We start from the raw sequence: 23990 nt of genomic DNA, 5'->3' as shown, positions 1-23990 counted from the left end.
TCGCCGAGGGTGGTGGTCCAACGTGGGCTGTGGTTCGAGGAGTTCGAGCCGGGCGTGCTGTACCAACACCGCCCGGGGCGCACGATCACCGAGGCCGACAACGTCCTGTTCACCACGTTGACGATGAACACCCAGGCGCTACACCTCGATGCGGCGTTCTCCGAGGCACTGCCGCCCTTCCACCAGCGTCTGGTCAACTCGATGTTCACGCTGTCCACGCTCGTCGGACTGTCGGTGGCACAGCTGACCCAGGGCACCATCGTCGGGAACCTCGGATTCAGTGACGTCGCGTTCCCCAAGCCGCTGTTCCACGGCGACACGCTGTATGCCGAGACCGAGGTGACCGACAAGCGCGAGTCGAAGAGCAGGCCGGGGGAGGGCATCGTGACGTTCGCGCACACCGGCCGCAATCAGCACGGCGACGTCGTGGCCACCGCGTCGCGAAAGACCATGGTGCGCAAGCGTCCCGAGGGGGCGGAATGACGGTGACGCCGAAGGGTCCGGGTTGGTTGTTCTGTCCCGCGGACCGTCCCGAGCGGTTCGAGAAGGCCGCCGCAGCAGCCGACGTCGTCATCCTCGACCTGGAGGACGGCGTCGCGGCGAAGGACCGAGCGGCCGCGCGCGAGGCGCTGGTGTCCACGCCACTCGACCCGACACGGACGGTGGTTCGGGTGAATCCCGCCACCACACCCGACCATGCCCTCGACGTGGAGGCGCTCGCGTCGACCGAGTACACGGCGGTCATGCTGGCCAAGACCGAGACCGCCGATCAGATCGCGGCACTCGCGCCGCGCGAGGTGGTGGTGCTGATCGAGACCCCGTTGGGCGCACTGGCCGTCGTCGATCTGGCCCGCGTCGACAACGCATTCGCGGTCATGTGGGGTGCCGAGGACCTGTTCGCCGCCACGGGGGGCACCGCCAATCGGCATGCCGACGGTAGCTACCGCGACGTCGCGAAACACGTTCGCTCTCAGAGCCTTCTGGCCGCCAAGGCCTACGGTCGGCTGGCACTCGACTCGGTCTATCTCGACATCAAGGATCTCGACGGGCTGCGCGCCGAGACCGACGACGCGGTGGCGGTGGGTTTCGACGCGAAGGTCGCGATCCATCCGACCCAGGTCGCGGTGATCCGGGCCGGGTATGCGCCGACGGACGAGCAGGCGCAGTGGGCGCGCAACGTGCTCGAGGCCGCCCGCTCCGAGCGGGGTGTGTTCCAGTTCGAGGGCCAGATGGTGGACATGCCGGTACTGCGCCGGGCGCAGCGGATCGTCGCACTCTCGCCCGACGGCTAGCGGCGCTTGGCTGCGGCCAATCTGGCGGCGAATTCCGGAGATTCGATCGACGCGGCCTGCGGACCGATCTCGACGTCGACGGCGATGCGGTGCTGATCGGTGTCGACGCTGCCGGGGTTGACCGTGGCGCGCATCGACGCCTTCGTGGCGATGACGACCTCGCGAGGAGCCGAGGCCGGCCCCGCGGCGAGCGCTCTGGCCGCCGCGACCGGGTCGTCGGCCACCTCGAGGGCCAGCCCGTGGCGCACCGAAGCCTCGGCGTCGAACCGCATTCCGAACAGTAGGGATGCCCTCGCGACCTGAGGCCCGACCGCCCGCTGCAGCATCCACGTCGCGCCGCCGCCGGGGTGGATGCCGAGCTTCTGGAACCGGGGATCGAAGAGGGCCGAGGGTCCGGCGATGCGGACGTCGGCGGCCAGCGCCAGATTGAGGCCGGCGCCGACGGCCGCCCCGTTGACCGCGGCGATCGTCGGCAGCGTGCAGTTCGCCACGGCCAGGAAGCCGTCGTAGATGACGCGCAGGCCGTCCTCGGCCGCTGCGCCGAGAGCCGTCAGGTCGGCGCCCGCGCAGAACGCCTTGCCCGCTCCGGTGACGATGATCGCGTGGACGCCCTCGTCGGCCTCGGCGGCGTCGACGCTGGCCCGCAATGCCGCGGAGATCTCGGTGGTGACCGCGTTGCGGCGGTCGGGATCGTTGACGGTGATGAGTGCGACGCGGTCCTCGACCTGCGTCAGTACGAGATCGGACACGGCGTCCAGCGTAGTGACCCGTGTTCGCCGTGGGGTGCGTAGGCTGGGTGATGAGCCGCTTCTCGTCGACGATGGTCGTGCGTCCCTCAGCACGACGGCACCGTGGATTCGATCCGACTGCCGTTTCGCGTCGCTCGACGGTTCGCACTCGCGAAGGATTTGCACTTGAGTCGGCCGCACATCTTCTTGCCTCCCACGGTCGCGTCGTGACTGCCCCGCCGTCACGACGTACGGCCAGCCCCGTTCGCCTGACGCTGTGCGGCGAACTCGGGCGCCGCGTCGACGGTGCCTGGTGGCCGCACTCGAACCGACTAGCGGGGGAATTGCCCGAGCTGGTCGGTGTGCTGCACGGTCGGCTGGGCGAGGTCATCGACATCTCGGTGAACTGGTCGCTGTCGGAGAACATGCCGGATCTGAATTCGCGGCACTGGCAGAACAAGCACCAGCATCTGATGGCGGTTACGGGCCGCGACGCCAGCGCCAATCTGCTCGTGGTCCCGAGCCTCACGCCCGGCACGCTGGCGAGCCTGCTGCTGCGGATCGCGGCGGGCATGCCGCTCAGCGCGGAGCATCAGGCGACCCCGCTGTTTCGTACGGCGATCGAAATCGTCGACGCCGCACGGGGAGACGCCGCGCTACGGATGCCGGCGGCCAAGGACGTGGCCCGTCCGCGGGCGAGACGCACCTAGTCAGCGAAGAGCCGTGGCGGTCTTCGGCTGAAGGCAATTGCCCACCTCTGAGCGAATCGTGGTGTGCAACTGCGGCTTTGGGTGCTCGGTGGGCGGGGCGGTGTCGGTGGTCGAAGGTATGTTCGAAGGGTGGATGGGGACGGTGACCGCGCGGTGCTCGAGCGCTATCTCGCGGCCTCCGACGCCGTCGCCGCCTTGAGCCTGGAGTCCTTCGGCGACACCGAACTGCTGGGGGCGCTGGGGGAGTTGGAGGTCGCCGATCGGCGCCGCGCGGCGTTGATCCATCAGATCCTGGCCCGGTTGTCGCGCGAGGCCAACCCCGTCGCCCTGGGTGGCACGTCGTGGAAGGCGCTGCTGGCGGATCGGCTGAAGATCACCGCTGTCGATGCCCAGCGCCGGCTCGATCACGCCCGTGATCTGGGGCCGCGGGTCTCCCTGATCGGTGAGTCCCAGGAGCCGGTGTTGCCGTTGGTGGCCGCCCTGGTCGCCCAAGGGGCGATCGGGGCCGATCACGTGGTCAGGATTCGGGAGTTCTTCGCCAAGGTGCCGTCCTGGGTGTCGGTGGCCGACCGGGAGGGGTGTGAGGCGTCGCTGGCGTTGCAGGCCCCCGGGTTGACGCCGGAGGAGTTGAAGAAGGTCGCCGACAAGTTGTTGACCTATCTCGATCAGGACGGCCCCGAACCCGACGACACCGATCCGGCACCGCCGAGTGGGTCCTTGGCGTTGGGTCCGCAACGCGCTGATGGGATGAGCGTGCTCAGCGGGGAACTCGATCCCGAAGCCCGGGCAGTGTGGGAGGCGATCTACGCCAAGTTGGCCGCCCCGGGGATGTGCAACCGCGACGATCCTCATCCCTGTGTGTCGGGGACCCCGACCCGGGAGCAGATCGAGGGGGATCACCGGTCGCTGGGGCGGCGCCAACTCGATGCGATGGTCGCCGTGGGGCGGATGGTGCTGCAATCCGGCACGTTGGGTCAGCACAACGGGTTGCCGGTGACGGTGATCATCAGCACCACCCTGCAGGACCTGCAAGCCGCCGCGGGGCTGCCGCCGACACCGCCCCCGCCGGCGACGCTGTTCGACGAGGAGGTGGGGCGGGCCTGCCGCCCAGCCCGAGCCGGACGCTGAATCCGAACTCGCGGCGTCGGAGGCCGAGCCCGCGGTCACGCCGCACCGCGACGCCGCCGCCGCCACCCCACCCGCCGACACTCGGCCCGAATCAGACGCCGGGCCCGCCGCGTCGGACGCCGAGCCCGCGGCCAACCCCGCGTCCGAGCCCGAGCCCGTCGTCGACTCACACCCCGAGCCCGCGGCCACCGAGCCCGAGCGCGAGCCCGCGGCCACCGAGCCCGAGCCCGCTGCGGCCGCCTCGATGGGTGAGCCCGCAGCCGAGCAAGAACCGGCCGCCGCGCCGCAGAACGACACAGAGCCCACCGGGGCCGAGCTGGGGTCAGACGCCAACAGCACCCCCGCGCCAACCCCAACCCCGCGCCCACCCACCTCCAGGACCGCGGTCACCGCCGGGGGCACCGTGCTCCCCATGCGTGACGTCATCCGCATGGCATCCCACGCCTACCACTACCTGACCGTCTTCGACCGCCACACCAACGAAGTCCTCTACTGCGGGCGCACCAAGCGCATCGCCCCACCCGCGCACCGCATCGTGCTCTACGCCCGAGACCGCGGCTGCACCAAACCCGGCTGCACCGTCCCGGCCTACGGCACCCAGGTCCACCACGTCAATGGCTGGGCGAAGAACGGCGGCCAGACCAACGTCAACGAAGAAGTCCTGGCCTGCCCACCGGACAACCGCCTCGCCGAATACGGCTGGACGGTCACCATCACACCCCAAGGGGTGCAATGGATCCCACCCCCAGAACTCGACACCGGCCAACCCCGGCTCAACTACTACCACCACCCCGAACGCCTCCTCGGCGGGCGTGATGGACCTAGTTGACGAGGGCCACCGCGTGCGCGCGACGCAGCTTGCCCGAGGGCGTCTTCGGGATGACCCCGGGCTGCAGCACGACGACGTTGCGAGGTCGGACGTCGACGTCGGCGAAGACCTCGTGGGCGACCTGGCGCTCGATCCTGCGCACCTGCGCGGCGTCGGCGTAGTCGTTGGATTCGACTGCGACGGCGAAGGTTTCGCGAGACAGCCCAGCGTCGAGCCGCACCGCGACCGAGCAGCCGGGTCGGACGCCGGTCACCCGGGTCGCAGCACGTTCGATGTCGGTGGGGTAGATGTTCTTGCCCGCCATGATGATGACGTCCTTCACCCGCCCGCAGACGACGATGTCGCCCTTCTCGGTCAGGTAGCCCATGTCGCCGGTGTCATACCAGCCCAACCGGTCCTGGGCGCCGATGAAACCGGCCATGGTGACGTAGCCCTTGGTCACCGGGTTGCCGCGCACCTGAATGACGCCGACGGCGCGCTCGGGCAGCACGTTGTCGTCCTCGTCGACGATGCGCGCCTGCAGTCCATCGATGGGCCGACCCAGGGCCACCAGGCGGCGGGTGTTGCCCTTGGTGGCGGGCACCGCGCGGTGCAGCACGGCGAGCAGGTCGGCGTCGACCTCGTCGACCACCATGCCCGCTCCGCACTCGGTGAAGGACACCGCCACGGTGGTCTCGGCCATGCCGTAGGCGGGCACGATGGCGTCGGGACGCAGCCCGAACGGCGCGCCGGCCTCGCACAGATCCTCGACGTCGGCCGGGTCGACCTGTTCGGCGCCGGACAACGCCCACCGCAGCGACGAGAGGTCGAACTGGCCCTCGGTGGCTTGGCGGCGCAGTCGTCGGGCGAGCAGGTTGTACGCGAAGTTGGGCGCCGCGGTCATGGTGCCCCGATACTTGTCGATGAGCTTGGCCCACAACAGGATGTCGCCCAGGAAGTCCATGGGCGTGACCTTGACCAGCTCCGCGCCGAAGAACATGGGCACCGTCAGGAATCCCGTCATGCCCATGTCGTGGAAGCACGGCAGCCAGCTGACGATGACGTCGGTGTCGGGGTCGAAGCGTGCGCCGACGAACATCGCGTGCGCATTGGCCACGATGTTGGCGTGCGAGATGCACACGGCCTTGGGGAATCCGGTCGAACCGGACGTCAGCTGCATGAGCGCGAGATCGTCGTCATCGGTCTCGACGGGGTCGACCGGGTCGCTGGCCAGCAGCTCCTCGACGGTCAGCACCTGGATGCCATGCTCGGTCAGCACCGGGGCGGCGAGCATGAAGGGGTCGGAGACGATGACCGCCCTGGCCTCGATCATCTTGATGACGTCGGTGGTCTCGCGTGCCCACCGCTGCAGGTCGGTGCGCGGGGTGGGCTGGTGCAGCATGGTCAGGCTGCCGCCGCGCATCCAGATGCCCTGCGCCGTTGGCGCGATCTCCACGGGAGCGCCCGCCAGGACGGCCACCGCATCACCGCGCGAGATGCCCGCGGCCGCCAGGCCCCCCGCGATGCGCCTGGCCCGCTCATAGACCTCTTTCCAGGTGTGCCGAACGGGGTTTCCCGGGTCGCCAGTCGTCATGCCGTTGCGGCTCGAGCTCGCGTTGGCGAACATGGTTTCAGTGAACTGACTCACGAAAGTCCTTCTGGCTCAGGCGCAATAGCGGCGATACGAGTGTGATCGTCGAACATTCGTCCCCCTGTCGAGCACCTTGGTAGAGGTAGCGCGGGGACCGGGCGCCGTTGCCGCGTGAGCAGCTGGAGTGGGCAAGCAACCGACAGTCGTGGCAACGCCGGATGGGGAACAATAACCCCGAACGGATGTTTACCCAAGTGCTGCGGTTCCGTCAATGGCTGGTAGTCGATTGCTTCGGACGTCCCGACTGTACAAGCGCACCTTCGACATTTGAGGCGTGCCGCTCGAATCGCGAGCCGATCGAGGCCGAGTTGTCACCTTTGGCCGAACGACGCCACAGACACGCCACAGAAGTTTGCCCGCAGACGGTGACGCGACCATTCCGTCGCTAACGTGACAGCCCATGCAGACGTCTTCCCCGCACGAAGGTTTCCGGCTGGCGTACGAACGCCACGGCGGCGGGGGTGCTCCGGTCGTGCTGCTGCACGGCTGGCCCGGTGACCACACCGACTTCCGCGACGTCGTCCCGCTGCTCGGCGACGACGTGGACGTCGTGGTTCCGGACCTGCGCGGCTTCGGCCGATCCGATGGCCATCGCGTCGATCCCGCCGAGGGGTATGGCGCCGCGGCGCAGGCCGGCAGCGTCGTCGCGCTCATCGACGAGCTCGGCCTGGAACGTCCCGTGCTCGCCGGGTACGACGTCGGCAGTCGCGTGGCCCAGACCATCGCCAAGGCGCACCCGGGGTTGGCCCGACACCTGGTGCTGTCCCCGCCCATGCCCGGCGTCGGACGACGGGTGCTCGAACCCGACGCGCAAACCGAGTTCTGGTATCAGGCCTTGCACCGGCTGCCGCTGTCGGAGGCCCTGATCGACGGCGACGCCGACGCCGTTCGGTCCTACCTACGGCACTTCTGGGACCACTGGTCTGGCCCGGCGTTCGCCATCGACGAGGCGGCGCTCGACCACCTGGTCGAGGTGTACTCCCCGCCGGGAGCGTTCGTCGCCTCGATCGGCTGGTATCGCGCCGGCGCGGGAACGGTCGTCACCGCGCTCGCCGAGCAGGCGCCCGCCGCCGAGGATCGCATCGCCACGCCGACGTCGGTGCTGTGGCCGGAGCACGACCCGCTCTTTCCCCGCGCGTGGTCGGATCGGCTCGACGAGTTCTTCGCCGACGTGCGCGTGACGCCCGCCGACGGTGCCGGTCACTTCACCCCGGTGGAGAGCCCGGAGCTGTTCGCCGCATTGGTGCGGGACGCCCTCGGCGACGATTGACGCCCGCCGGACCGATCCCGGGGGCAGGATGACGTCATGGACATCTCTCGCTGCACCGCACTCGTCACCGGCGCCAACCGTGGGCTTGGCAAGCAATTCAGTCTTGAGTTGCTGAAACGTGGCGCTCGCGTCTACGGCGGGGCCCGCAACCCGGCGTCGATCGACGTCGACGGCGTGGAGCCGCTCGCCCTGGACGTCACCGACCCTGCGTCGGTCTCGGCCGCCGTGGAGGCCGCGGGCGACGTGACGCTGCTGATCAACAACGCGGGCATCGCGGCGAACGTCAACCTGCTGACCGGCGACCTGGACGGCGCGCGCCGCGAGATGGACACCAACTACTTCGGCACGCTGTCGATGGTGCGGGCCTTCGCGCCCGTCATCGAGCGCAACGGCGGTGGCGGCATCCTGAACGTGCTGTCGGTGCTGTCCTGGATCAGCTATCCCGACATCAGCGGCTACTGCGCGTCGAAGTCGGCGGCCTGGTCGATGACCAACGCGGTGCGCGCGCAGCTCGTCGAGCGCGGCATCGTGGTCACCGCCCTGCACGTCGGCCTGATGGACACCGACATGGGCGCGGGTCTGGACGGACCGAAGGCCGACCCCGCCGACGTGGCTGCGCAGTCGCTCGACGCCGTCGCGGCGGGGGAGTACGAGGTGCTCGCCGACGACACCAGTCGCCATGTGCGGGCCGGTCTCGCGAATGGCGTCGCCGCGCTGTATCCTCAACTCGCCCAGTGACTTTCGCTGGCGAGCAGCCGCAAATGCGTCGCGACACGCCGGGCGTGGCGCACTTTGGCGTCTGCTCGCGGGGAAGGGACGCGCGGGGGAGGGACGCGCGGGGAAGTGGTGCGCGGAGGAGGGGCACGCGCGAGAGGGACGACGCGCGAGAAGAGGGCGAGAGGGACGCGCGGACGTGATCCTCAGGACGCCCGACGAGCGGTTCGAGACGCTGCCCGACTACCCGTTCGCGCCACACTACGTCGAGGTTCAGGCGCGCCGAATCGAGCCCGTGCGAATGCATTTCGTGGACGCCGGACCGCGCGACGGGCCGGTCGTCCTGCTGCTGCACGGCCAACCCACCTGGTCGTACCTGTACCGACGGGTGATCGCCGTGCTCGCCGAGGCGGGGCTGCGGGTCGTGGCGCCGGACAACATCGGCTACGGGCGATCCGACAAGCTCAGCGAGGCAACGGATTACACGTTCGCCCGGCACGTCGACTGGCTGCACGACCTGGTCACCCGGCTCGACCTGCGCGACGTCACGCTCGTCGTGCAGGACTGGGGCGGGCCGCTCGGGCTGAGCGTGCTGGCCCGCGAGCAGGATCGCTTCGCGCGGGTCGTCGCGACGAACACCATCCTGCACACGTGCGACCCCGAACTCGCCGGCGAGCTCACCTGGGCGCACCACGGCGTAGGCGAGAGCCGCATGATGCTGGAGGAGACGCTGCTCGACTACGTCCGGTTCTATCAGCGCGCACCCGACCTCGTGCCGAGCTTCTTCCTCGACGCGGTCGCGGGCCCGCTACCCGCCGACGTCCTCGCCGCCTACGACGCGCCGTTCCCGGATCGGTCCTACACGGCCGGGTTGCGCCACCTCATCGCGCTGATTCCCCTGACGCGCAACGACCCCGGCGCGGTCATCGGGCGCGCCACGATGGCGGTGCTGGAGCAATGGCGCAAACCGTTCCTCACCGCCTACTCCGACGGTGATCCGGCAACCCGGGGGTGGGACGGGGTCTTTCAGCGGCGGGTCCCCGGGGCGAGAGGGCAGGACCACGTGACCATCGCTGGCGCAGGCCACTTCGTGCAGGAGCAGCGCGGGGAGGAGCTGGGCGGGCTCATCGCGCGATTCGTGGCATCCACCTAACGTTCAGCAACCTGCCAGGAACCGCTGGCAACCTCTACACAGGAATCGTCCGCAACGGGTCAGGGGGTGGGTGGTGGTCAGCGTGCTCGAGCGCGACGACCCGTCCGGCAGCCCCTCGATCAGATCCGGGCCACGGCGCTGGCGTCGGATCGTCCTCGTCCTGCTCACCGTCCTCGGGGTGGCCATCGGCTACTGCGTGGTGGACGCGCTGCGGGTCCCGGGCAGCGACAGCGTGGCGGCGAAGCTCGCCGAGTGGGGGCGCGGGCACGGCTTCAACGGCGAGATCACCTGGCTGGAGCGACAGGTCTACCTGCGCAACCAGCCCGTCGTGGGCGGACTGCCGCCCGGCGGCATCCCCGCCGCGGCGGGAGTGGTACCGCACGCGGCCGAGTCGCGCGTCCTGCCGTCGGTGCCGCTGGCGCCGCTCAGTCATTCCACGGCGCTGCCGGGTGAGGGCAGCTGGCAGACGGTCGTCAGCTCGCAGGGCAGGCCCGCCGTGCAGGTGGCCTCGCTGCGTCCCGACGGCCAGCACACCTCGTTCGTGGTCGGGGTGCTGCGGATGGATCCGACGCTGGTGCGCGGCGAGTTGCGGCCCGGCACCATGGATCCCGGTGGGGCATGGCGGTCGGCCACGTCTCTGCTACCGAGTGAGATGCGCGGTGTCGCAGCGGTTTTCAACGGCGGATTCCGGTTGACCGACCCGAGCCACCCCGGCTACTACAGTCAGGGCCGCACCGTGCACCGACTCGTCGACGGCGAGGCCAGCCTGGTGTTGCACGCCAACGGCACCGCCGACGTCGGCAGCTGGAACCGCGAGGTGCGGATGGCCCCCGACGTCGTGAGCGTGCGACAGAACCTGGTTCCGCTGATCGACGGCGGCGAGCTCAACCAGACGTGCGCGACCGGCGGAACGCGGGAGTGGGGCGCCACCATCGGGCAGGCCGCATTCATCAACCGCTCCGGATTCGGCGTCACCGCAAGCGGTGTCGAGGTCTACGTGGCGGGCCCGGCGCTGTCGGTGTGCACGCTGGGGCGCATCCTGCAGGACGCCGGCGTCGTCCGCGGCATGGAGCTCGACATCAATCCGGACTGGGTCAGCGGGGCGTACTTCCACCCGCAGCCCACGGGTCAGCCGCAGAGCTTCAAGCTCTTCCCCGACGAGAAGGTGTCTCCGCGACACTACTTCTCGCCGTCGAGCCGGGACTGGTTCGCCTGGTTCATCCGCTGAGCGTCAGTCGACGCTGACGGCCTCGACGATGTCCAGGCGTGCCGCGCGCACGGCGGGCGGTACCGAGCCCAGCAGGCAAATGGCCAGTGCGCCAAGGCCAATGGCGAGCATCGACGGGCTGGGCGCCCACGTCACGTCGATGCTGAGCACGTCGGTCAGGGCGATCGACGTCAGGTACTGGATGGCCGCGCCGAGGATCATCCCCAGCAGGCCGCCGACGATGCCGATGCCGGCGGCCTCGGCGAGGATGGCCTTGAGCGTGAAGGCCCGGGTCGCGCCGATCGCGCGCAGCACGCCGATCTCGCGCCGCCGGTCGAGGACCGACAGCATGAGCGTGTTCAGCAGCGTGACGGCCGACACCACGACGACGATCCACGCGATGGCGGTGATGACGGCGATCACCTGATCCAGTGCGCTGGCGACCCCGGCCAGCGCGTCGTCGCCGGAGTACACGAAGGCCTCCGGGGCGACGACCTTGCGGATGGCCGCCTGCACCACGGCGGGGACGGCGCCCGGCGCCACGGTGACCTCCAGATCGCTGGCGCCGGGTCTGCCGAACCAGCCCTGCATGGCGTCCAGGCTCATGGCCACGGTGCCGGTCATCCCGGAGAAGTAGGGCACCAGCGCCAGCACCCGCACCGTGTGCGGTCCCGAGGGTGTCTGCAACGTGATCTGTTGTCCGGCAACGACATTCATGGACTTGCCAAGATCGCGCGAGAGGGCGACGCCCTCGCCGGAGAGCAGCTCCCGACGGTCCCCCGGAGACAGGGACGCGTAGATGTCTCGGTGTGAGTCGGCGGCGATGCCCAGCAGCATCACCCGCGTCGCGCCGACGGTCGCGAACGCCATCTGGTCGGGCACGACGCGTTCGACGCCGGGGACGGCGGCCACGGCGTCGGCCGTCCCGGGCGGCAGCAACGCGGACGAATAGTCGGTCGCGGCAGCGGAACTGACCCACACGTCGGCCTTGGCGATCGAGGCGAACGAGGCGACCGTGGAGTCCACGGCATTGCTCGTCGCGCCGGTCACCGCGACGGTGGTGACGACCGCGGTCAGCACGGTCATCATTGCCACCCACATGCGCCTGGGTGCGCGCTCGATGGTGGCCGCGCCCAGCACGCCCGCCGCCCCGAAGCAGCGGGCCACCGCCGCGGCGGCCGCGATGATGGGCCCCGACAGGGCGAAGCACAAAGCACTGAACCCGATGAACGACAACGCGATCGCCACGATCGCCAGCTGTCCGAAGCCGCCGGTGACGACGAGCACGGTGGCAGCCAGCAGCGCCACGCCCGCGACGCCCGCGACGACCCGCAGCCGCGCGGAACCCGCCTCCGTGACCGCCGACCCGCTGGGCGCCATGGCCTCGATCGGGGCCACCGCGTGCACCTGCCGGGCCGCCAGTGCCGACGCCGCGACGCTCGCGACGACGCAGGCCGTCACGGCGACCGGTACCACCCACGGTGCGAGGACGTATTCGAGGCGGGCGTCGAGGGTCTGCACCATCGTCGAGGGCAGCCGGCCGATCGCCAGCCGCCCAATGACCACGCCTGCCGCCGATCCGACGAGCCCGCCGAGCAGGCCCACCACCGCGGCCTCGCCGAGCATGTCGGACATGATGGTGCGCCGGCGCCCGCCCAGGGCGCGCATGGTGGAGATGATGGGCCGCCGCTGCGCGATCGCGATGCTCATGGCGTTGTAGCTGAGGAACGCGGCCACCACGAGCGACACCGACGCCGCCAACAGCGTCATGGCCTGCAGGATGGCGAACGAGCTACTGGCCTGTGCGGCACGGAAACTGGGCGTCGACACCACGGCGCGGCCGCCGAGCGCCGCCGTCACCGCCTCGCGCACCCGACCGACGTCCGCCCGCGGGTCGGTGAAGACGAGGATCGAGTCGAGGCGGTGGTCGCGGCCCGAGATCCGTTGCGCCAGAGCCAGTGGCGCGATGACGAAGTGTGCGTCGTTGAGACGCCGGGCCGCGGGACCGTCGACGACCGCGGCGGCGGTCACCGTCGTCCCGGCGATCTGCAGCTGCCGCCCCTTGGTGACTCCGAGGCCGCCGCCCACGATGACGCCGTTGGGCGCGGAGGTGACCGGCGCGCCGGACTGCAGCTGGTCCTGGATCGCGGTCTGCAGATCCGAGTGCAGCTCGGCGGCGTTCTGGCCGAGGCCGATCAGCAGCGCCGGCCGCGAGTCGGCGGTGACGCGGGTCCGCACCAACGGCACTGCGGCGCGGACGTTCTCGACCCTGGCGACCGTGTCGAGCATGCCGTCGTCGATGCCGTCGCCGGTGATTCCGGAGACCTCGAGGTTGGCGTCGCCGCCGATGCTGGTGGCGAGCCGGTCGATGGACCCGGTGATGGAGCCCGAGACGCCGAGGACGGCGACGAGCAGCGCGGCCGACACCGCGACGACCGCGATCGAGGCGAGCGCGCGCCCCCAGTGGGTGCGCAGCTCGCGAACGTTGAGGACCGCGACGCGGCTGAGGACGGCGAGGGGCACTGCGTCAGGACCGGCGCGCCGAATGTCTGCCCCGACGCGCGGGAGGTCCCGACACCATCGCCTTGGACAGGAACGTGCCGTGGTGCACGGTCGGGATGATCTCCGTCTGCTGCTCCCGCATGCCCGCGGCGTGCCGCCCGCCGAGCGGGGTGAGCGGCTGCGGCACGACGTCGGAGTGCAGCTTGCCGTCCTGGACGGTGATGACGCGATCGGTGCGCGACGCCGACTCCAGGTTGTGCGTGACCATCACGACCGCCCGTTCGGCGCCGTCGTCGTGGGCGACGTGGCACAGCAGGTCCATGATCGCCGCGCCGGTCGACGAGTCGAGGTTGCCCGTCGGCTCGTCGGCGAGGATCAGCGGCGGGTTCATCATCAGGGCGCGGGCGACGGCGACCCGCTGCATCTGACCGCCGGACAGTTCGGCCGGTCGGTGGCCGAGGCGATTGCCGAGCCCGACGCGGTCGAGCAGCCGGACGGCGTCACGGCGCACGTGACGCAGCTTCTTCCCGTCCAGCAGCATCGGCAGGGCCACGTTCTCCCACGCCGTCAGGGTCGGCAGGAGGTTGAAGAACTGGAAGACGAACCCGACCTGGTGGCGGCGGAACGTCGACTGCTGTTCGTCGGTCATGGTCGAGATCTCGGTGCCGTTGAATTGGATGGATCCCGAATCGGGGGTGTCCAGCGCGCCGAGCAGCTGCAGGAGCGTGCTCTTGCCCGCGCCCGACGGTCCGACGATGGAGGTGAACTCGCCGCCGCCGAGGTGCATCGTCACGCCGTCGAGAGCGCGGACGGTATGACCGCCGGTGCGGTACTCGCGCACGACGTTCGTCAGTTCGACCGTCAGCACGGCGTCACCTGGCGGCGAGCTCTTCCAGGCTGGGCAGGGTCTTCTCGGCGAAGCAGTCGCGGATCTTCTGCTTGACCTTGCGGTTGCGTCGCTGACCGATCCGCAGCAACGTCGGCACGTGGGCGTAGACGGCCTGGTTGTTCGGGGCGTCCATGTGCGTGAACGGCGGCGTGCCCGCCAGCGGCTCCAGCGGCAGCCCGAGGACGTCGCGGGCGGCCTTGACGACGGGTTCGTCCAGGACGGCGACGAAGTGTTCGATGTTCTCGCGCATCGCGGCGAGGGCGACGATGCGCATGATTTGCACGTGGGTGGCCGCCAGCCGGCGACGGTAGACGCGCGGTATGGCCGCGGTGGCACCGTCCCAGCAGCGATCGAGATCGTCGATCCCGTGGTGGCGCATGACGTGATCGACGGAGATGACCGCCGGCGCGATGGGCGACTTGGCGCTGTCGTCGAGGTCCACGATCGTCTTGAGGCCCCGCGGCGAATTGCGGATCATCCGCAGGACGCCGGCCGGGACGCCCGCGTGGGTGTCGACCGCCATGAAGAAGACACTGGCGTCGTCGTAGGGGCCGTACTCCTGTGCCATCGTCTCCGCGTCGTTGCCCCAGGAGTCCTCGAACACCTCGCGCTCGACCTGCCGCGCGATGTTCGCGAACGGATCGTCACCCTCGATGGCGAAGCACGCGAAGCGATTGCACCCGAGCTTCTTGGTGCTGAGGAATCGTGCGGTGAGCGCGTCGCGCTCGTGGTCCGACATGTCGTAGACGTAGTCCGGCACTCGTCGGTGCTCCCACCTATCGCTTGCGGTCCGGGCCCGTCGGTGTGTCGCAGCGTGAAACAACCGGTCGCGGGTTGCGACCGACCATGCCATCCGTTGCCACCAGACGCAAACCCATCGCCAGGGTTGGCAGCCGCTTCACGAGCAGGAGGCCGTGCGGGCGCCCTCTCAGCCGCTGCTCGGCGCCGCGCCGGCCGCGTCGCGCAGGATCTGCTGCAGCCGGTCGAGCGGGTCCCCGGCGCCGGGGTCGAGGCGCCGAGGTTGGTCGGGTGCGGCCGTCGTCCCCGCCGACGTCGACGCCGGGGGAGGTGGCGGCGGGGCGGCCCCCCGCGGGGGCGGTGGTGGTGGAAGGGCAGGAGGCGCAAGGGCATTGATCTTGTTCACGAGTCGGCCGCCGGCGGCGTCGAGCACGGCGCGGCGGGCGGCGTCGGGGTCGGCGCTGCCCGCGAAGCAACCCCCCGGGGCCTCGGTGACGACCTTCAGCGCGCCCCGGTAGTGGACGAGCGCGCCAGCCGGGTCCGCGGCGGCCACGGCCCGGTCGCCGAGGGTCTCGTCGACGAGTTCGAGGTTGACGCGCACGGGACACGACCGGGCGGGTTCGGTGCCCGCGAGCGCCGCGGAGAAGTGTGCTCGTGCGTCGGTGAGGCGGTCGTCGAGGACCGCCAGGGTGCCCGCCGCGAACGACGTCGTCGCCGGCTCGACGACGTCGACGACGCTGAGGGCGGCGACGTCACCGCGCAGGGCGGCGGTGTCGCCCCTGGCGAAGTCGGAGGGGGCCGCGCCGCCGGCGATCACGACCGACCACAGCTTGATGACCGCCAGGAGCACGACGACCGCGACGGGCGCCGAGAACAGCAGCAGTCGCCGGCGCGTCACACGATCACGTCCCGCTGCACCAGCCTGGTCCTGCGGAATTCGCGCAGCACCAGGTACAGCTCGACGAGGACGAGGACCGCCGACAGGCTCGCCGGGATCCAGTAGAGCTCGGTGCGTTCGCGGCCCGTCGAGCGCGCGATGGCGGGCCGGGGCTCGGTGGGCCCCGGGGGCACCGCGTCGGCCAGGGGTGCATCGCCGACCCGGCTCACGTAGGGCACGCCGATCTGGGCGGCGATGCCCCGCAGGACCGGCTCGTCGATCGCCGACCGCGCGACGTCCGTTCCGGGGATGGGACCGCCCGCGGTCGTGCCGTAGCCGAGGACCGCACCGCCGTCGACCGCATGCTCGGGCAGGTTGAAGTCGCGGGCGGGCTCGTTGGCCTCGGCCGCACCGGCGCCCAGGTAGTAGACCAGGTTCTTGGCGGCCGGGTACTGCTGTCGGGCGCCAATCAGGAGGTAGCGCAACATGTTTCCGGCCGCCCCCGCGTTGGTCTGGTCGATGGCGTCGGGGGCCGACGCGTACGGCTCGAAGGTCGCCAGCGACGGCCGCAGGCTCCAGGTGTCGGCCGAGAGCGGCCACTGCAGCGTCGAGCGGGCCCCGAACGAGATCACCGCGACCCTGGCCTCGGGGAACCGGTCGACGAGCGCGACAAGGTCGGCACGGGCGCGCGCCATCCGGGTCTGACCGCCGGGTTGGTCGGCCACCGCCATGTCCGGCGACCGGTCGACGACGAGGAACACGTTGGGCGCCAACCGGTTCGCGACGCGGGTGGCGGTGTCGTCGTTGGAGCTCGGCACCGGGCGGGCGGCGGCCAGGCACAGCAGCAGCATCGCCAGCGTCAGCCCGACCCAGCGCCAGGTCGGGGCCCGGCCGGTCTGGCGCAGCGCGACGACGCGGGCGATCACGATGGCCGCGGTCACGCCGAGCAGCACCCATGTCGGCAGCACCGGCTCGAAGGTCATCGGCGCCACACCACCGGGGCGGCGGCCAGGGCGAGGGCGGCCAGCAGGGCGAGCGCCAGTGGCACGTCGGGGGATTCGGTCGACGCCCGCCGCTCGGCGTCGGTGGCGTCGAACGACACCGCGGGCGGATGGGCGCGGATCTCGGTGAGCCCGGCGTCGACGGCGGCGGCGGTGTCGGCGCTCAGCGACCGGCCGCCGGTGGTCGTGGCGAGCGCGGCCAGCGACGGCGACCCCGCATCGGTGAACACCGCGTTGACCTGCGCACCCGCGGCCGTCGCCATGGCGTCGACCCGGTCGGCGGTGAACAGCGCGGGACGGGTCTCGCCGGGGGCCCGCAGCTCGCCGGGTCCGACGTAGATCAGCGAGCGGCGCTGGGACGCCTTGGCGTCGAAGTCGGGAAATCCGGTCAGGCACAACGCCACGACGTCCTCCACGCTCGCGGCGTAGTCGACGTAGGACACCTCCGCGTCGAGCGGTCCCGCCGCACTGTGCCCGGCGGCGTAGCCGGAGAAGACGTCCCTGGCGTACTGGTAGTCGCGGGTGAGGGGGATGACGCGGCGGTTGGGCGAGGTCAACCCGATGCGCTGGGTGCCGAAACCCCCGACGTGGTCGGCGAAGTACCCCAGCGCGGCGCCGACGGCCGGGTCGGTGGGCGGTCCACCGACGCACACCATGACGTCCTCGGGGTCACCGCCGTCGAGTTGGCGTGCGGCGGTGGGCAATCCGGTCGGACGCGACGTCACGACGACCGCGCAGGCGAACAGCGCCGCCAGCAGCGCGATGGTGAGGACCGCCCGTCGGGTGCGACTGCGCTTGGCGCGGACGTACTCCGGCAGGCCGGTGAGACGGTGAGCGTTCGCGATGGGCCGCAGCCGACGCCGCTCGTCCTCCATGGGGCGCAGCAGCGCCGCCGCGATGCACAGCGCCAGCGCGACGCACCCCGCGATCGCGGCGCCCATCCAGATCAGGTCCACGACAGGATCAGCTCCTCGGCGTCCCGCAGGACTCGGGCGACGTCCGCCTCGGACGCGGAATTGAACTGGATGTCGACGAACTGCTCCAACACCGGTGCCGCTGACGCGATCTCGCTGTCGGCGAGATCGCTCACCTGCAGGTACTCCGCCGGCACGCCGGTGGCGAGGTGCAGGAACCGGCGCAGCTCGTGGCTGGCGGCCGTCCCCGCGGGCGCCGCCGCGAGTTCGCCCGCGCGGTATCGCTCACCGATGCGTCGCACGGCCCTGGCCGACCGCTGCCGCAGCCTGCGCTCGCGGGCCGCGCCGAGCAGCGGCAGCTCCCGCCCGCCGCGACCGGGTCCGGTCAGCAGGAACACCGCGGCGTAGAAGGCCACCAGGGCGACCGTCAGCGCGATCGCCAGCCACAGCCACCACGACGCATACGGCTGCGGGCCCACGACGTGGCGGAGCAGATCATCGGGCACGGGCGTGGACCTCGGTCATGGCGCTCAGCGCGGTGCGGATGGACGCGCTGCCGCGCACCACCGCGTGGGGTATGCCGTTGGCGGTCAGGAACGCCGAAAGACGTTGTCGCCGTTCGCGTTCGGCCTTCTGGTAGGCCTCGATCACTCGCGGACCGAGATCGCGACCGATGACGAAGGCGCCGTCGCGCACGTCGTAACCGTCGGATTCGTCCCCGGCGCCGCCGACCGCGGGTGCATCGGCGACCATGGCCCACAGCACGTCGTGGCGTCCGGTGAGCCGGCCCACCACGTCGGTCAGCCGGTCGTCGACGTCGGGCTCGTCGGACACCACGAAGAGCAGACGCGGATGCCGGTGGTGACGGCTGACCCACTCGAGCTGGGTGACGACGTCGCTGGCGGCGGGCCGGCCGCTGGCGTGCTCGACGAATCGGTGCAGCAGGTACTCGACGTGGGTCTCACCGCGGCGCAGCCGGATCTCGCGGCAGCCGCGCACGTCGCCGAACACCATCCCGATCTCGTCGGACCGCCGCATGGTGATCAGACCCATCGCCCCGATCAGGTTGGCGGCCACCTCGCCCTTGGGTTCACCGGAGGGCGCGGGCGCCGCGGCGTTGCGACCCGCGTCGGCGACGACGACGATCTTGTGGTGCTTCTCGGTGACGAAGCGCTTGACCAGGGTGTGCCCGGACCGCGCGGTGGCCTTCCAGTCGATGTCGCGGACGTCGTCGCCGCGCACGTAGGGCCGCAGGTCGTCGAACTCCAGGCTGCGGGTGTGGATCAGCGCATACCGGCCGCCTTCGAGCATGCCGCTGGTGTCGCGGCCGAAGTGCGCCTTGGCCCGGTCGAGGTGGGTGCCCACGATGCGGTTACCCCACGGCCTCAGGGCACCGGCACCGCGCGCAGCACCGCGTCGACGACGACGTCGGGGGTGACGCGGGCGGTGGCCGCCTCGAAGCCGAGCACCAACCGGTGCCGCAGCACGCGGTGAGCGAGGCGGGCGACGTCGTCGGGGACGACGTGACCGCGGCCGTTGAGCACGGCCAGCGCCCGCGCGGTCCGGCAGAACGCGATCGTGGCCCTCGGGCTCGCGCCGTACTCGATCAACCGGGCGGTGCTCGCGGGCAGGTAGCGATCGGGTTCGCGGGTCACGCCCACCAGGTGGCTGGCGTACTGGATCAGGGCGCGGTCCATGTGGACGACGCCTACCATCGCCTGCACGCGGCGAATGTCCTCGACGCCGACGACCGGGGCGGTGTGGTGACCCCTGTCGTAGAGTCCGGCGTCCATCCTGGCGATGACCTCCACCTCCTCCTCGGCGGTGGGATAGTGCACGATCTCCTTGATCATGAAGCGGTCGGTCTGAGCCTCCGACAGGGGATAGGTGCCCTCCTGGTCGACCGGGTTCTGGGTGGCGATCACCAGGAACGGCTCGGGAATCGGGTACTCCACGCCCGCGATCGTGGTTTGCCGCTCCTCCATCGCCTCGAGCATCGCGCTCTGCGTCTTGGCGCTGGACCGGTTGATCTCGTCGAGCAGGACGATGTTGCTGTGCACCGGCCCGAGCTGAGTGACGAAGGAGTTGGTGGCCGCCTCGTAGATCTGGGTGCCGACGATGTCGCTGGGCAGCAGGTCGGGGGTGCACTGGATGCGCCGGAAGCCACCGCGGATGGACTCTGCGACGACCCGGGCCGCGGTGGTCTTCGCCAGCCCGGGAACGCTCTCCAACAGGATGTGGCCGCCGGCGAGCAGGCCGATGAGCAGGGATTCGCGGAGGTGCTGCTGTCCGACGACCTTCGCGGAGAACGCGCTGGCCACGGCATCCACGATCCGCCGAACCTCCGTCAGGTCGCGCTGGTTCAGACGTGGGGGTGCTTCGGTCATGGGTCCTTTCGGTAGGCGTCCCGACTCTACGTACTACCCGCCTCGGGGCGGCGAAACCCGCCTCAGGCGCGGATGCGCGCGTTCGCCGGATCGTGCAATGCCGCGAGCGACACGGTGATCGGATACCGGCGGCCCGCGACCTCAACCTCGTAGCTGCCGGCGCCGACCCACTCGGCGGTGATCGTCGCCCGATCGGTCGCCCGCACGTAGGCCAGCCCGACGCACGCCCCGGTCGTCTCGCCCCACGCGCCCGAGGTGACCTGTCCGGCCACGGCGCCGTCGCGCAGGATCAGCTCACCGCCCCACAGCATCGGTTCGGCGGACTCCACGGCGAAGCTCACCAGTTTCTTGCGGGGTCCCTCGGCCCTGGCCTTCTCGACCGCCTCGCGGCCCAGGAACGCGACGTCGGTATCGAGCTTGCAGGTGAACAGCAGCCCGGCCTCGACGGGGTTCTCACTCGGCGTCAACTCCCTGCCGAACGCGCGGTAGCCCTTCTCCAGCCGCAGCGCCTCGATCGCGTAGTAGCCGCCCCGCGCGAGGCCGAACCGCGCGCCGGCCGCCACGAGGTCCTCGTACACGCCCACCGCGAACTCGGTCGGCACGTACAGTTCCCAGCCGAGCTCGCCGACGTAGGTGATCCTGGTGGCGCGGACCGTGGCGTAGCCCAGCGAGATCATCCGACTGGTGCCGAACGGGAACGCGGCCGTCGTCAGGTCGGCGTCGGAGAGCTCCGCCAGCAGCTCGCGCGAGCGCGGGCCCATCACCCCGAACACCGCGTATGCCGACGTCACGTCGACCAGGGTGGCGGTCGCGCCCTCGGGCAGGTTCCTGCGAATGTGGTCCTTGTCGCGCTCGGTCGTGGCCGCACTGCTGACGACGAGGAATTCCTCGGCGCCCGTGCGGGTGACGGTGACGTCGGACTGGTAGCACCCCCGCTCGTCGAGCAGTCCGGTGTAGACGGTGCGGCCGACCGGTACGGCGACGTCCGCCGTGCAGAGCCACTGCAGTGCGGCCTCGGCGCCCGACCCGACGACGAGGTACTTCGAGAACGACGTCTGGTCGAACACCGTGACCCCGGTGCGGGTGCTGGTCTGCTCGGCGGCTGACCACGCGAGCCAATTCGGCGTGCCCCAACCATATTCGAGGACGGGAGCCACGCCCGCCGGGGCGAAGAAGTTGGCCCGCTCCCAGCCCATCCTGCTGCCGAAGTGGGCGCCGGCCGACTCGAGCAGGTGGTGCACCGGCGACCGGCGGAACGGCCGGGCCGTGGTCGATTCGCGGTTGGGCCAGGGGATTTCGTAGTGCGCGCCAAGGATTTCCGCGACGCGGTCGTGCAGCCAGCGATGGTTGCCGTGGAACGGCGCGAAGCGACGGATGTCCACGCCGGTCAGGTCACCGACCGGAGCCCCTTCGACGATCCATTCGGCCAGTGCCCGTCCCGCACCCCCCGCCGTCGCGATGCCGACCGAGTTGAAGCCCGCGCCCACGAAGAAGTTTGCGACCTCCGGTGCCTCGCCGAGGATGAACTGGTTGTCCGGGGTGAAGCTCTCGGGGCCGTTGTAGAACTTCTTGATGCCGGTGCGTTCGAGCTCCGGGATGCGCAGCAGCGCGTTGTCCATCAGGATCGCGAAGTGCTCCCAATCCTCTTCCAGGAGTTGAAATTCGAACGGGTAGGGGATCGCATCGGGGGACACCCACGGCTTGGCCTGCGGCTCGAAGCCGCCGATGACCAGACCGCCGACCTCCTCCTTGAAGTAGGTGTACCCGTCGGGATCGCGCAGGATGGGCAGGTCGGGATGCACCCCGAAGAGGGTCTCGCTCACCACGTAGAAGTGCTCGGCGGAGTGCAGCGGCACGTTGACCCCCGCCATCGCGCCGACCTGCTTGGCCCACTGCCCGGCACAGTTGACGACGATCTCGGCCTCGACGTCGCCCGCGTCGGTGCGTACGCCGGTGACGCGACCCGCGTGGGTCAGCACGTCGAGCACCCTGACCCTCTCGATCACCACCGCGCCGCGGTTGCGGGCGCCCTTGGCCAGCGCGAACGTCAGGTCGGTGGGGTTGGCCTTGCCGTCGTTGGGCAACCAGATGGCGCCGACGAGGTCGTCGATGCGGATGATCGGGTAGTGGTCGAGCGCCTGCCGCGGCGTGAGCAGCTCGCACTCCAGACCGAAGGCGGCGGCGCTGGTGGCGGTGCGGCGCAGGTGGGTCATGCGGTCCTCGGTGCGCGCGACCGTCACGCCCCCGCACTGCTTGTATCCAGCCGACAGCCCGGTCTCGGCCTCGAGTTCGGCATACAGCGCGGTGGAGTACTGCACCAGCCTGGTCAGGGTCTCCGAGGCCCGCAGCTGTCCGACCAGACCCGCGGCGTGCCACGTCGTGCCCGAGGAGAGCTGGCCCTGCTCGAGCAACACCACGTCGGTGATGCCGAGCTTGGTCAGGTGATAGGCGACGCTGGTGCCGATGACGCCGCCACCGATCACGACGACGCGCGCGCGATCCGGCAGGGGTTTGGTGGCCATGGTGCTCCGATCGGGTGGGTGGGCTCAGTCGGGTGTGGCCGCGTCGGCGAGGAGGCGGTCGAAGTCGGGTCCCCGGAACTCGGCGACGGCGCCGTCGTAGCGCTCCATCGCCCAACCCCAGAAGTCGAAGTCCAGTGCGCACGAGGCGCTTTGGATGCATCCCCACAGGGTCCAGCCGTACTTGGCGACGATGCCCTGCAGGCGGGCCCGCGCGATCGCGCGGCGGCTCCGGCGGCCGTGGTAGGCGGTCACCAATTCGTCGAGCTGGTCCAGGGTCAGCCCGCATTCGCTCCACACGTTGCCGAGTTCGAAGTGCGGATCGTTGTTGCCGGAGTACTCGTAGTCGATGAGCCGTACGGTGTCACCGTCCTCGATGAAGTTGCCCGCGAGCAGATCGTTGTGACAGGGCACCGTCGTCCGGTCGCCGGTGCCGAGAACCTCCCGGATCCTGGCGAACCCCTCCGCGTGGTCGAGGTAGTCGCTGGGCATGCGAAACCCGTTGCGCTGCACGGTGTCGAGGTAACTCGGCTGCCGTTCGAACATGTCGAAGTCGCCGTGAAAGCGCGGCCCCCGGTGCAGCGCCAGGATCGCCGCGGCCGCCTTGGCGATGACGCCCTCGCGTCCGAAGTCACTGTCCGACAGGGTCTTTCCCTCCAGGTAACCCAGCAGGAGGATGCCGAGTTCGGGTGCGTAGTCGATGACCGGCGCGCCGACCCCGGCCCGTTCGGCGGCCTTGGTGTTGAGATATTCCCGCTCGCGGTCGATGCCCAACAGGTTCGACGTCGTGTCACAGCACCTGGCGACGAAGACGCCCTTCGGCGTGGTCACCTTGACGTTGCGATTGGTCAGGCCGCCGGGGAGGTCCTCGAGCCGTCGGGGCAGGCCCGCCAGCGTCGGCAACCGCCCCAGGAGCTCGTCGAGCCCGGCGACGTCGAGGGAGAGCGGGTGCACGCGTCGACCCTACCGGGCCGGGCCAGGGGTGGGCGGAGAGATCCGAATCATGGTGCGGCCGTTCAGGTTCAGTCCACGAAGCGGGAGGAATGTCCGGGGGTGTCGAGATTCCACGCGTCGACGCGGATCGGGCGGACGCGGACGATGTCGGTGCCGTACCCGCGCTCGGCGGGCCAGGCGGCTTCGGCGAGCTCCGCGACGCCGTGTATCTCGACGACCTGGCCCCGCTCGCGGTCGGGCCCGAGCGGCGGGGACGAACCGTCGTCGACGACCAGCGTCACCCGGGGGTCCCGCCTCAGGTTCCGGTACTTCTGCGTATCGCGCAGGTGCCGGCCGAAGACCTCGACGCAGGCCGACGCCGAGGCGACGACGAAGGTGACCGGATGGATCTGCGGGGTGTCGCCGGGCCCGATGCTCGTCAGCCTGCCCCGCCCGCGGGCGTGCAGGTGCCGGTATTCACGTTCGGTGAACATCGGCGCGGCCACCCTGCCACCGTAGTGAGCGCCACGGCCGGGTGAGCGGCATCGGTGCGAAACGTGTTCCGCGCG

21 protein-coding genes and 2 pseudogenes are annotated in these 23990 nt (G+C 70.6%); 9 read left to right on the top strand and 14 right to left on the bottom strand.

The window, feature by feature from the left end; all coding sequences use genetic code 11:
- Positions 1-9 precede the first annotated feature (9 nt).
- Together G6N60_RS19030 and G6N60_RS19025 are read left to right on the top strand one after the other, a co-directional pair.
- Positions 10-483, top strand: a complete 474-nt coding sequence (locus tag G6N60_RS19030; RefSeq protein WP_246240850.1) for a MaoC family dehydratase — start codon at positions 10-12, stop codon at positions 481-483.
- Positions 480-1292 (top strand): HpcH/HpaI aldolase/citrate lyase family protein, encoded by an 813-nt coding sequence (locus G6N60_RS19025; RefSeq protein ID WP_163740166.1) that lies wholly within the window; start codon positions 480-482, stop codon positions 1290-1292. Before G6N60_RS19030 ends, G6N60_RS19025 begins: the two co-directional genes overlap by 4 nt.
- Here G6N60_RS19025 and G6N60_RS19020 read toward each other — a convergent pair.
- A complete protein-coding gene (locus G6N60_RS19020) occupies positions 1289-2041 on the bottom strand; it encodes an enoyl-CoA hydratase (protein WP_163740163.1) in 753 nt (250 codons plus the stop codon). The genes G6N60_RS19025 and G6N60_RS19020 overlap by 4 nt on opposite strands.
- A 206-nt stretch (positions 2042-2247) precedes the next feature.
- Between G6N60_RS19020 and G6N60_RS19015 the strand changes: the two genes are divergently transcribed.
- The 3 genes and pseudogenes from G6N60_RS19015 to G6N60_RS19005 all read left to right on the top strand — a co-directional run.
- Positions 2248-2730 (top strand): DUF5994 family protein, encoded by a 483-nt coding sequence (locus G6N60_RS19015; RefSeq protein ID WP_163740161.1) that lies wholly within the window; start codon positions 2248-2250, stop codon positions 2728-2730.
- A 129-nt stretch (positions 2731-2859) separates the two neighbouring features.
- Positions 2860-3858 (top strand): DUF222 domain-containing protein, encoded by a 999-nt coding sequence (locus G6N60_RS19010; RefSeq protein ID WP_163740159.1) that lies wholly within the window; start codon positions 2860-2862, stop codon positions 3856-3858.
- 385 nt (positions 3859-4243) lie between these two features.
- A pseudogene (locus tag G6N60_RS19005) lies at positions 4244-4687 on the top strand (DUF222 domain-containing protein); the annotation flags it as partial.
- Here G6N60_RS19005 and G6N60_RS19000 read toward each other — a convergent pair.
- On the bottom strand, positions 4680-6314 hold the full coding sequence (locus tag G6N60_RS19000) for a fatty acyl-AMP ligase (protein WP_163740155.1): 1635 nt from the start codon (positions 6312-6314) through the stop codon (positions 4680-4682). The pseudogene G6N60_RS19005 and the gene G6N60_RS19000 overlap by 8 nt on opposite strands.
- Positions 6315-6717: 403 nt before the next feature.
- Here G6N60_RS19000 and G6N60_RS18995 point away from each other — a divergent pair, with 403 nt between their 5' ends.
- From G6N60_RS18995 to G6N60_RS18980, 4 genes are all read left to right on the top strand, one after another.
- Positions 6718-7587 (top strand): alpha/beta fold hydrolase, encoded by an 870-nt coding sequence (locus G6N60_RS18995; protein WP_163740153.1) that lies wholly within the window; start codon positions 6718-6720, stop codon positions 7585-7587.
- Positions 7588-7623: 36 nt separating this feature from the next.
- On the top strand, positions 7624-8325 hold the full coding sequence (locus G6N60_RS18990; protein WP_163740151.1) for an SDR family oxidoreductase: 702 nt from the start codon (positions 7624-7626) through the stop codon (positions 8323-8325).
- A gap of 175 nt (positions 8326-8500) precedes the next feature.
- Entirely contained in the window at positions 8501-9454 is a 954-nt protein-coding gene (locus tag G6N60_RS18985) for a haloalkane dehalogenase (protein WP_246240847.1), read from the top strand.
- A gap of 82 nt (positions 9455-9536) precedes the next feature.
- Positions 9537-10682: a hypothetical protein gene (locus G6N60_RS18980; protein WP_163740147.1), complete on the top strand. Its 1146-nt coding sequence runs from the start codon at positions 9537-9539 to the stop codon at positions 10680-10682.
- Between the two features lie 3 nt (positions 10683-10685).
- Here G6N60_RS18980 and G6N60_RS18975 read toward each other — a convergent pair whose 3' ends face one another.
- The 12 genes and pseudogenes from G6N60_RS18975 to G6N60_RS18920 all read right to left on the bottom strand — a co-directional run bounded on the left by G6N60_RS18975 (position 10686) and on the right by G6N60_RS18920 (position 23927).
- Complete coding sequence (locus tag G6N60_RS18975; protein ID WP_246240845.1) at positions 10686-13184, bottom strand: ABC transporter permease; 2499 nt, start codon at positions 13182-13184, stop codon at positions 10686-10688.
- Positions 13185-13347: 163 nt separating this feature from the next.
- Positions 13348-14028: pseudogene (locus G6N60_RS18970) on the bottom strand (ABC transporter ATP-binding protein); the annotation flags it as partial.
- Positions 14029-14035: 7 nt separating this feature from the next.
- A complete protein-coding gene (locus tag G6N60_RS18965) occupies positions 14036-14812 on the bottom strand; it encodes a hypothetical protein (RefSeq protein ID WP_163740145.1) in 777 nt (258 codons plus the stop codon).
- A 168-nt stretch (positions 14813-14980) separates the two neighbouring features.
- On the bottom strand, positions 14981-15688 hold the full coding sequence (locus tag G6N60_RS18960) for a hypothetical protein (RefSeq protein ID WP_163740143.1): 708 nt from the start codon (positions 15686-15688) through the stop codon (positions 14981-14983).
- Positions 15685-16650: a VWA domain-containing protein gene (locus G6N60_RS18955; protein WP_163740141.1), complete on the bottom strand. Its 966-nt coding sequence runs from the start codon at positions 16648-16650 to the stop codon at positions 15685-15687. The genes G6N60_RS18960 and G6N60_RS18955 overlap by 4 nt, the downstream gene beginning before the upstream one ends.
- The gene (locus G6N60_RS18950; RefSeq protein ID WP_163740139.1) at positions 16647-17624 is read right to left on the bottom strand and encodes a hypothetical protein; all 978 of its coding nucleotides are present in this window, start codon (positions 17622-17624) and stop codon (positions 16647-16649) included. Before G6N60_RS18950 ends, G6N60_RS18955 begins: the two co-directional genes overlap by 4 nt.
- Positions 17615-18088: a hypothetical protein gene (locus tag G6N60_RS18945; RefSeq protein WP_163740137.1), complete on the bottom strand. Its 474-nt coding sequence runs from the start codon at positions 18086-18088 to the stop codon at positions 17615-17617. The genes G6N60_RS18950 and G6N60_RS18945 overlap by 10 nt, the downstream gene beginning before the upstream one ends.
- The gene (locus G6N60_RS18940) at positions 18078-18947 is read right to left on the bottom strand and encodes a DUF58 domain-containing protein (protein WP_163740135.1); all 870 of its coding nucleotides are present in this window, start codon (positions 18945-18947) and stop codon (positions 18078-18080) included. The genes G6N60_RS18945 and G6N60_RS18940 overlap by 11 nt, the downstream gene beginning before the upstream one ends.
- A 20-nt stretch (positions 18948-18967) precedes the next feature.
- Positions 18968-19969 carry an AAA family ATPase gene (locus G6N60_RS18935; RefSeq protein ID WP_163740132.1) on the bottom strand — a complete coding sequence of 334 codons (1002 nt, stop codon included), beginning with the start codon at positions 19967-19969 and terminating at the stop codon, positions 18968-18970.
- 62 nt (positions 19970-20031) lie between these two features.
- On the bottom strand, positions 20032-22491 hold the full coding sequence (locus tag G6N60_RS18930; RefSeq protein ID WP_163740130.1) for a GcvT family protein: 2460 nt from the start codon (positions 22489-22491) through the stop codon (positions 20032-20034).
- A 24-nt stretch (positions 22492-22515) separates the two neighbouring features.
- On the bottom strand, positions 22516-23442 hold the full coding sequence (locus tag G6N60_RS18925) for a choline kinase family protein (RefSeq protein ID WP_163740128.1): 927 nt from the start codon (positions 23440-23442) through the stop codon (positions 22516-22518).
- Between the two features lie 68 nt (positions 23443-23510).
- Positions 23511-23927: a pyridoxamine 5'-phosphate oxidase family protein gene (locus tag G6N60_RS18920; RefSeq protein WP_163740125.1), complete on the bottom strand. Its 417-nt coding sequence runs from the start codon at positions 23925-23927 to the stop codon at positions 23511-23513.
- Positions 23928-23990: the final 63 nt, after the last annotated feature.

The sequence above is a fragment of the Mycolicibacterium madagascariense genome, from assembly GCF_010729665.1.
GTDB classification, from domain to species: domain Bacteria; phylum Actinomycetota; class Actinomycetes; order Mycobacteriales; family Mycobacteriaceae; genus Mycobacterium; species Mycobacterium madagascariense.
The sequence above is the reverse complement of the archived record's forward strand: the minus strand, read 5'-3'. Positions and strand labels throughout refer to the sequence as shown.

Bases quoted from the DNA above. Each gene is read 5' to 3' on its own strand.
- G6N60_RS18990 (WP_163740151.1), top strand. From the start codon at position 7,624: ATGGACATCTCTCGCTGCACCGCACTCGTCACCGGCGCCAACCGTGGG.
- G6N60_RS18955 (WP_163740141.1), bottom strand. From the start codon at position 16,650: ATGACCTTCGAGCCGGTGCTGCCGACATGGGTGCTGCTCGGCGTGACC.
- G6N60_RS19025 (WP_163740166.1), top strand. From the start codon at position 480: ATGACGGTGACGCCGAAGGGTCCGGGTTGGTTGTTCTGTCCCGCGGAC.
- G6N60_RS18930 (WP_163740130.1), bottom strand. From the start codon at position 22,491: ATGGCCACCAAACCCCTGCCGGATCGCGCGCGCGTCGTCGTGATCGGT.
- G6N60_RS18935 (WP_163740132.1), bottom strand. From the start codon at position 19,969: ATGACCGAAGCACCCCCACGTCTGAACCAGCGCGACCTGACGGAGGTT.
- G6N60_RS18995 (WP_163740153.1), top strand. From the start codon at position 6,718: ATGCAGACGTCTTCCCCGCACGAAGGTTTCCGGCTGGCGTACGAACGC.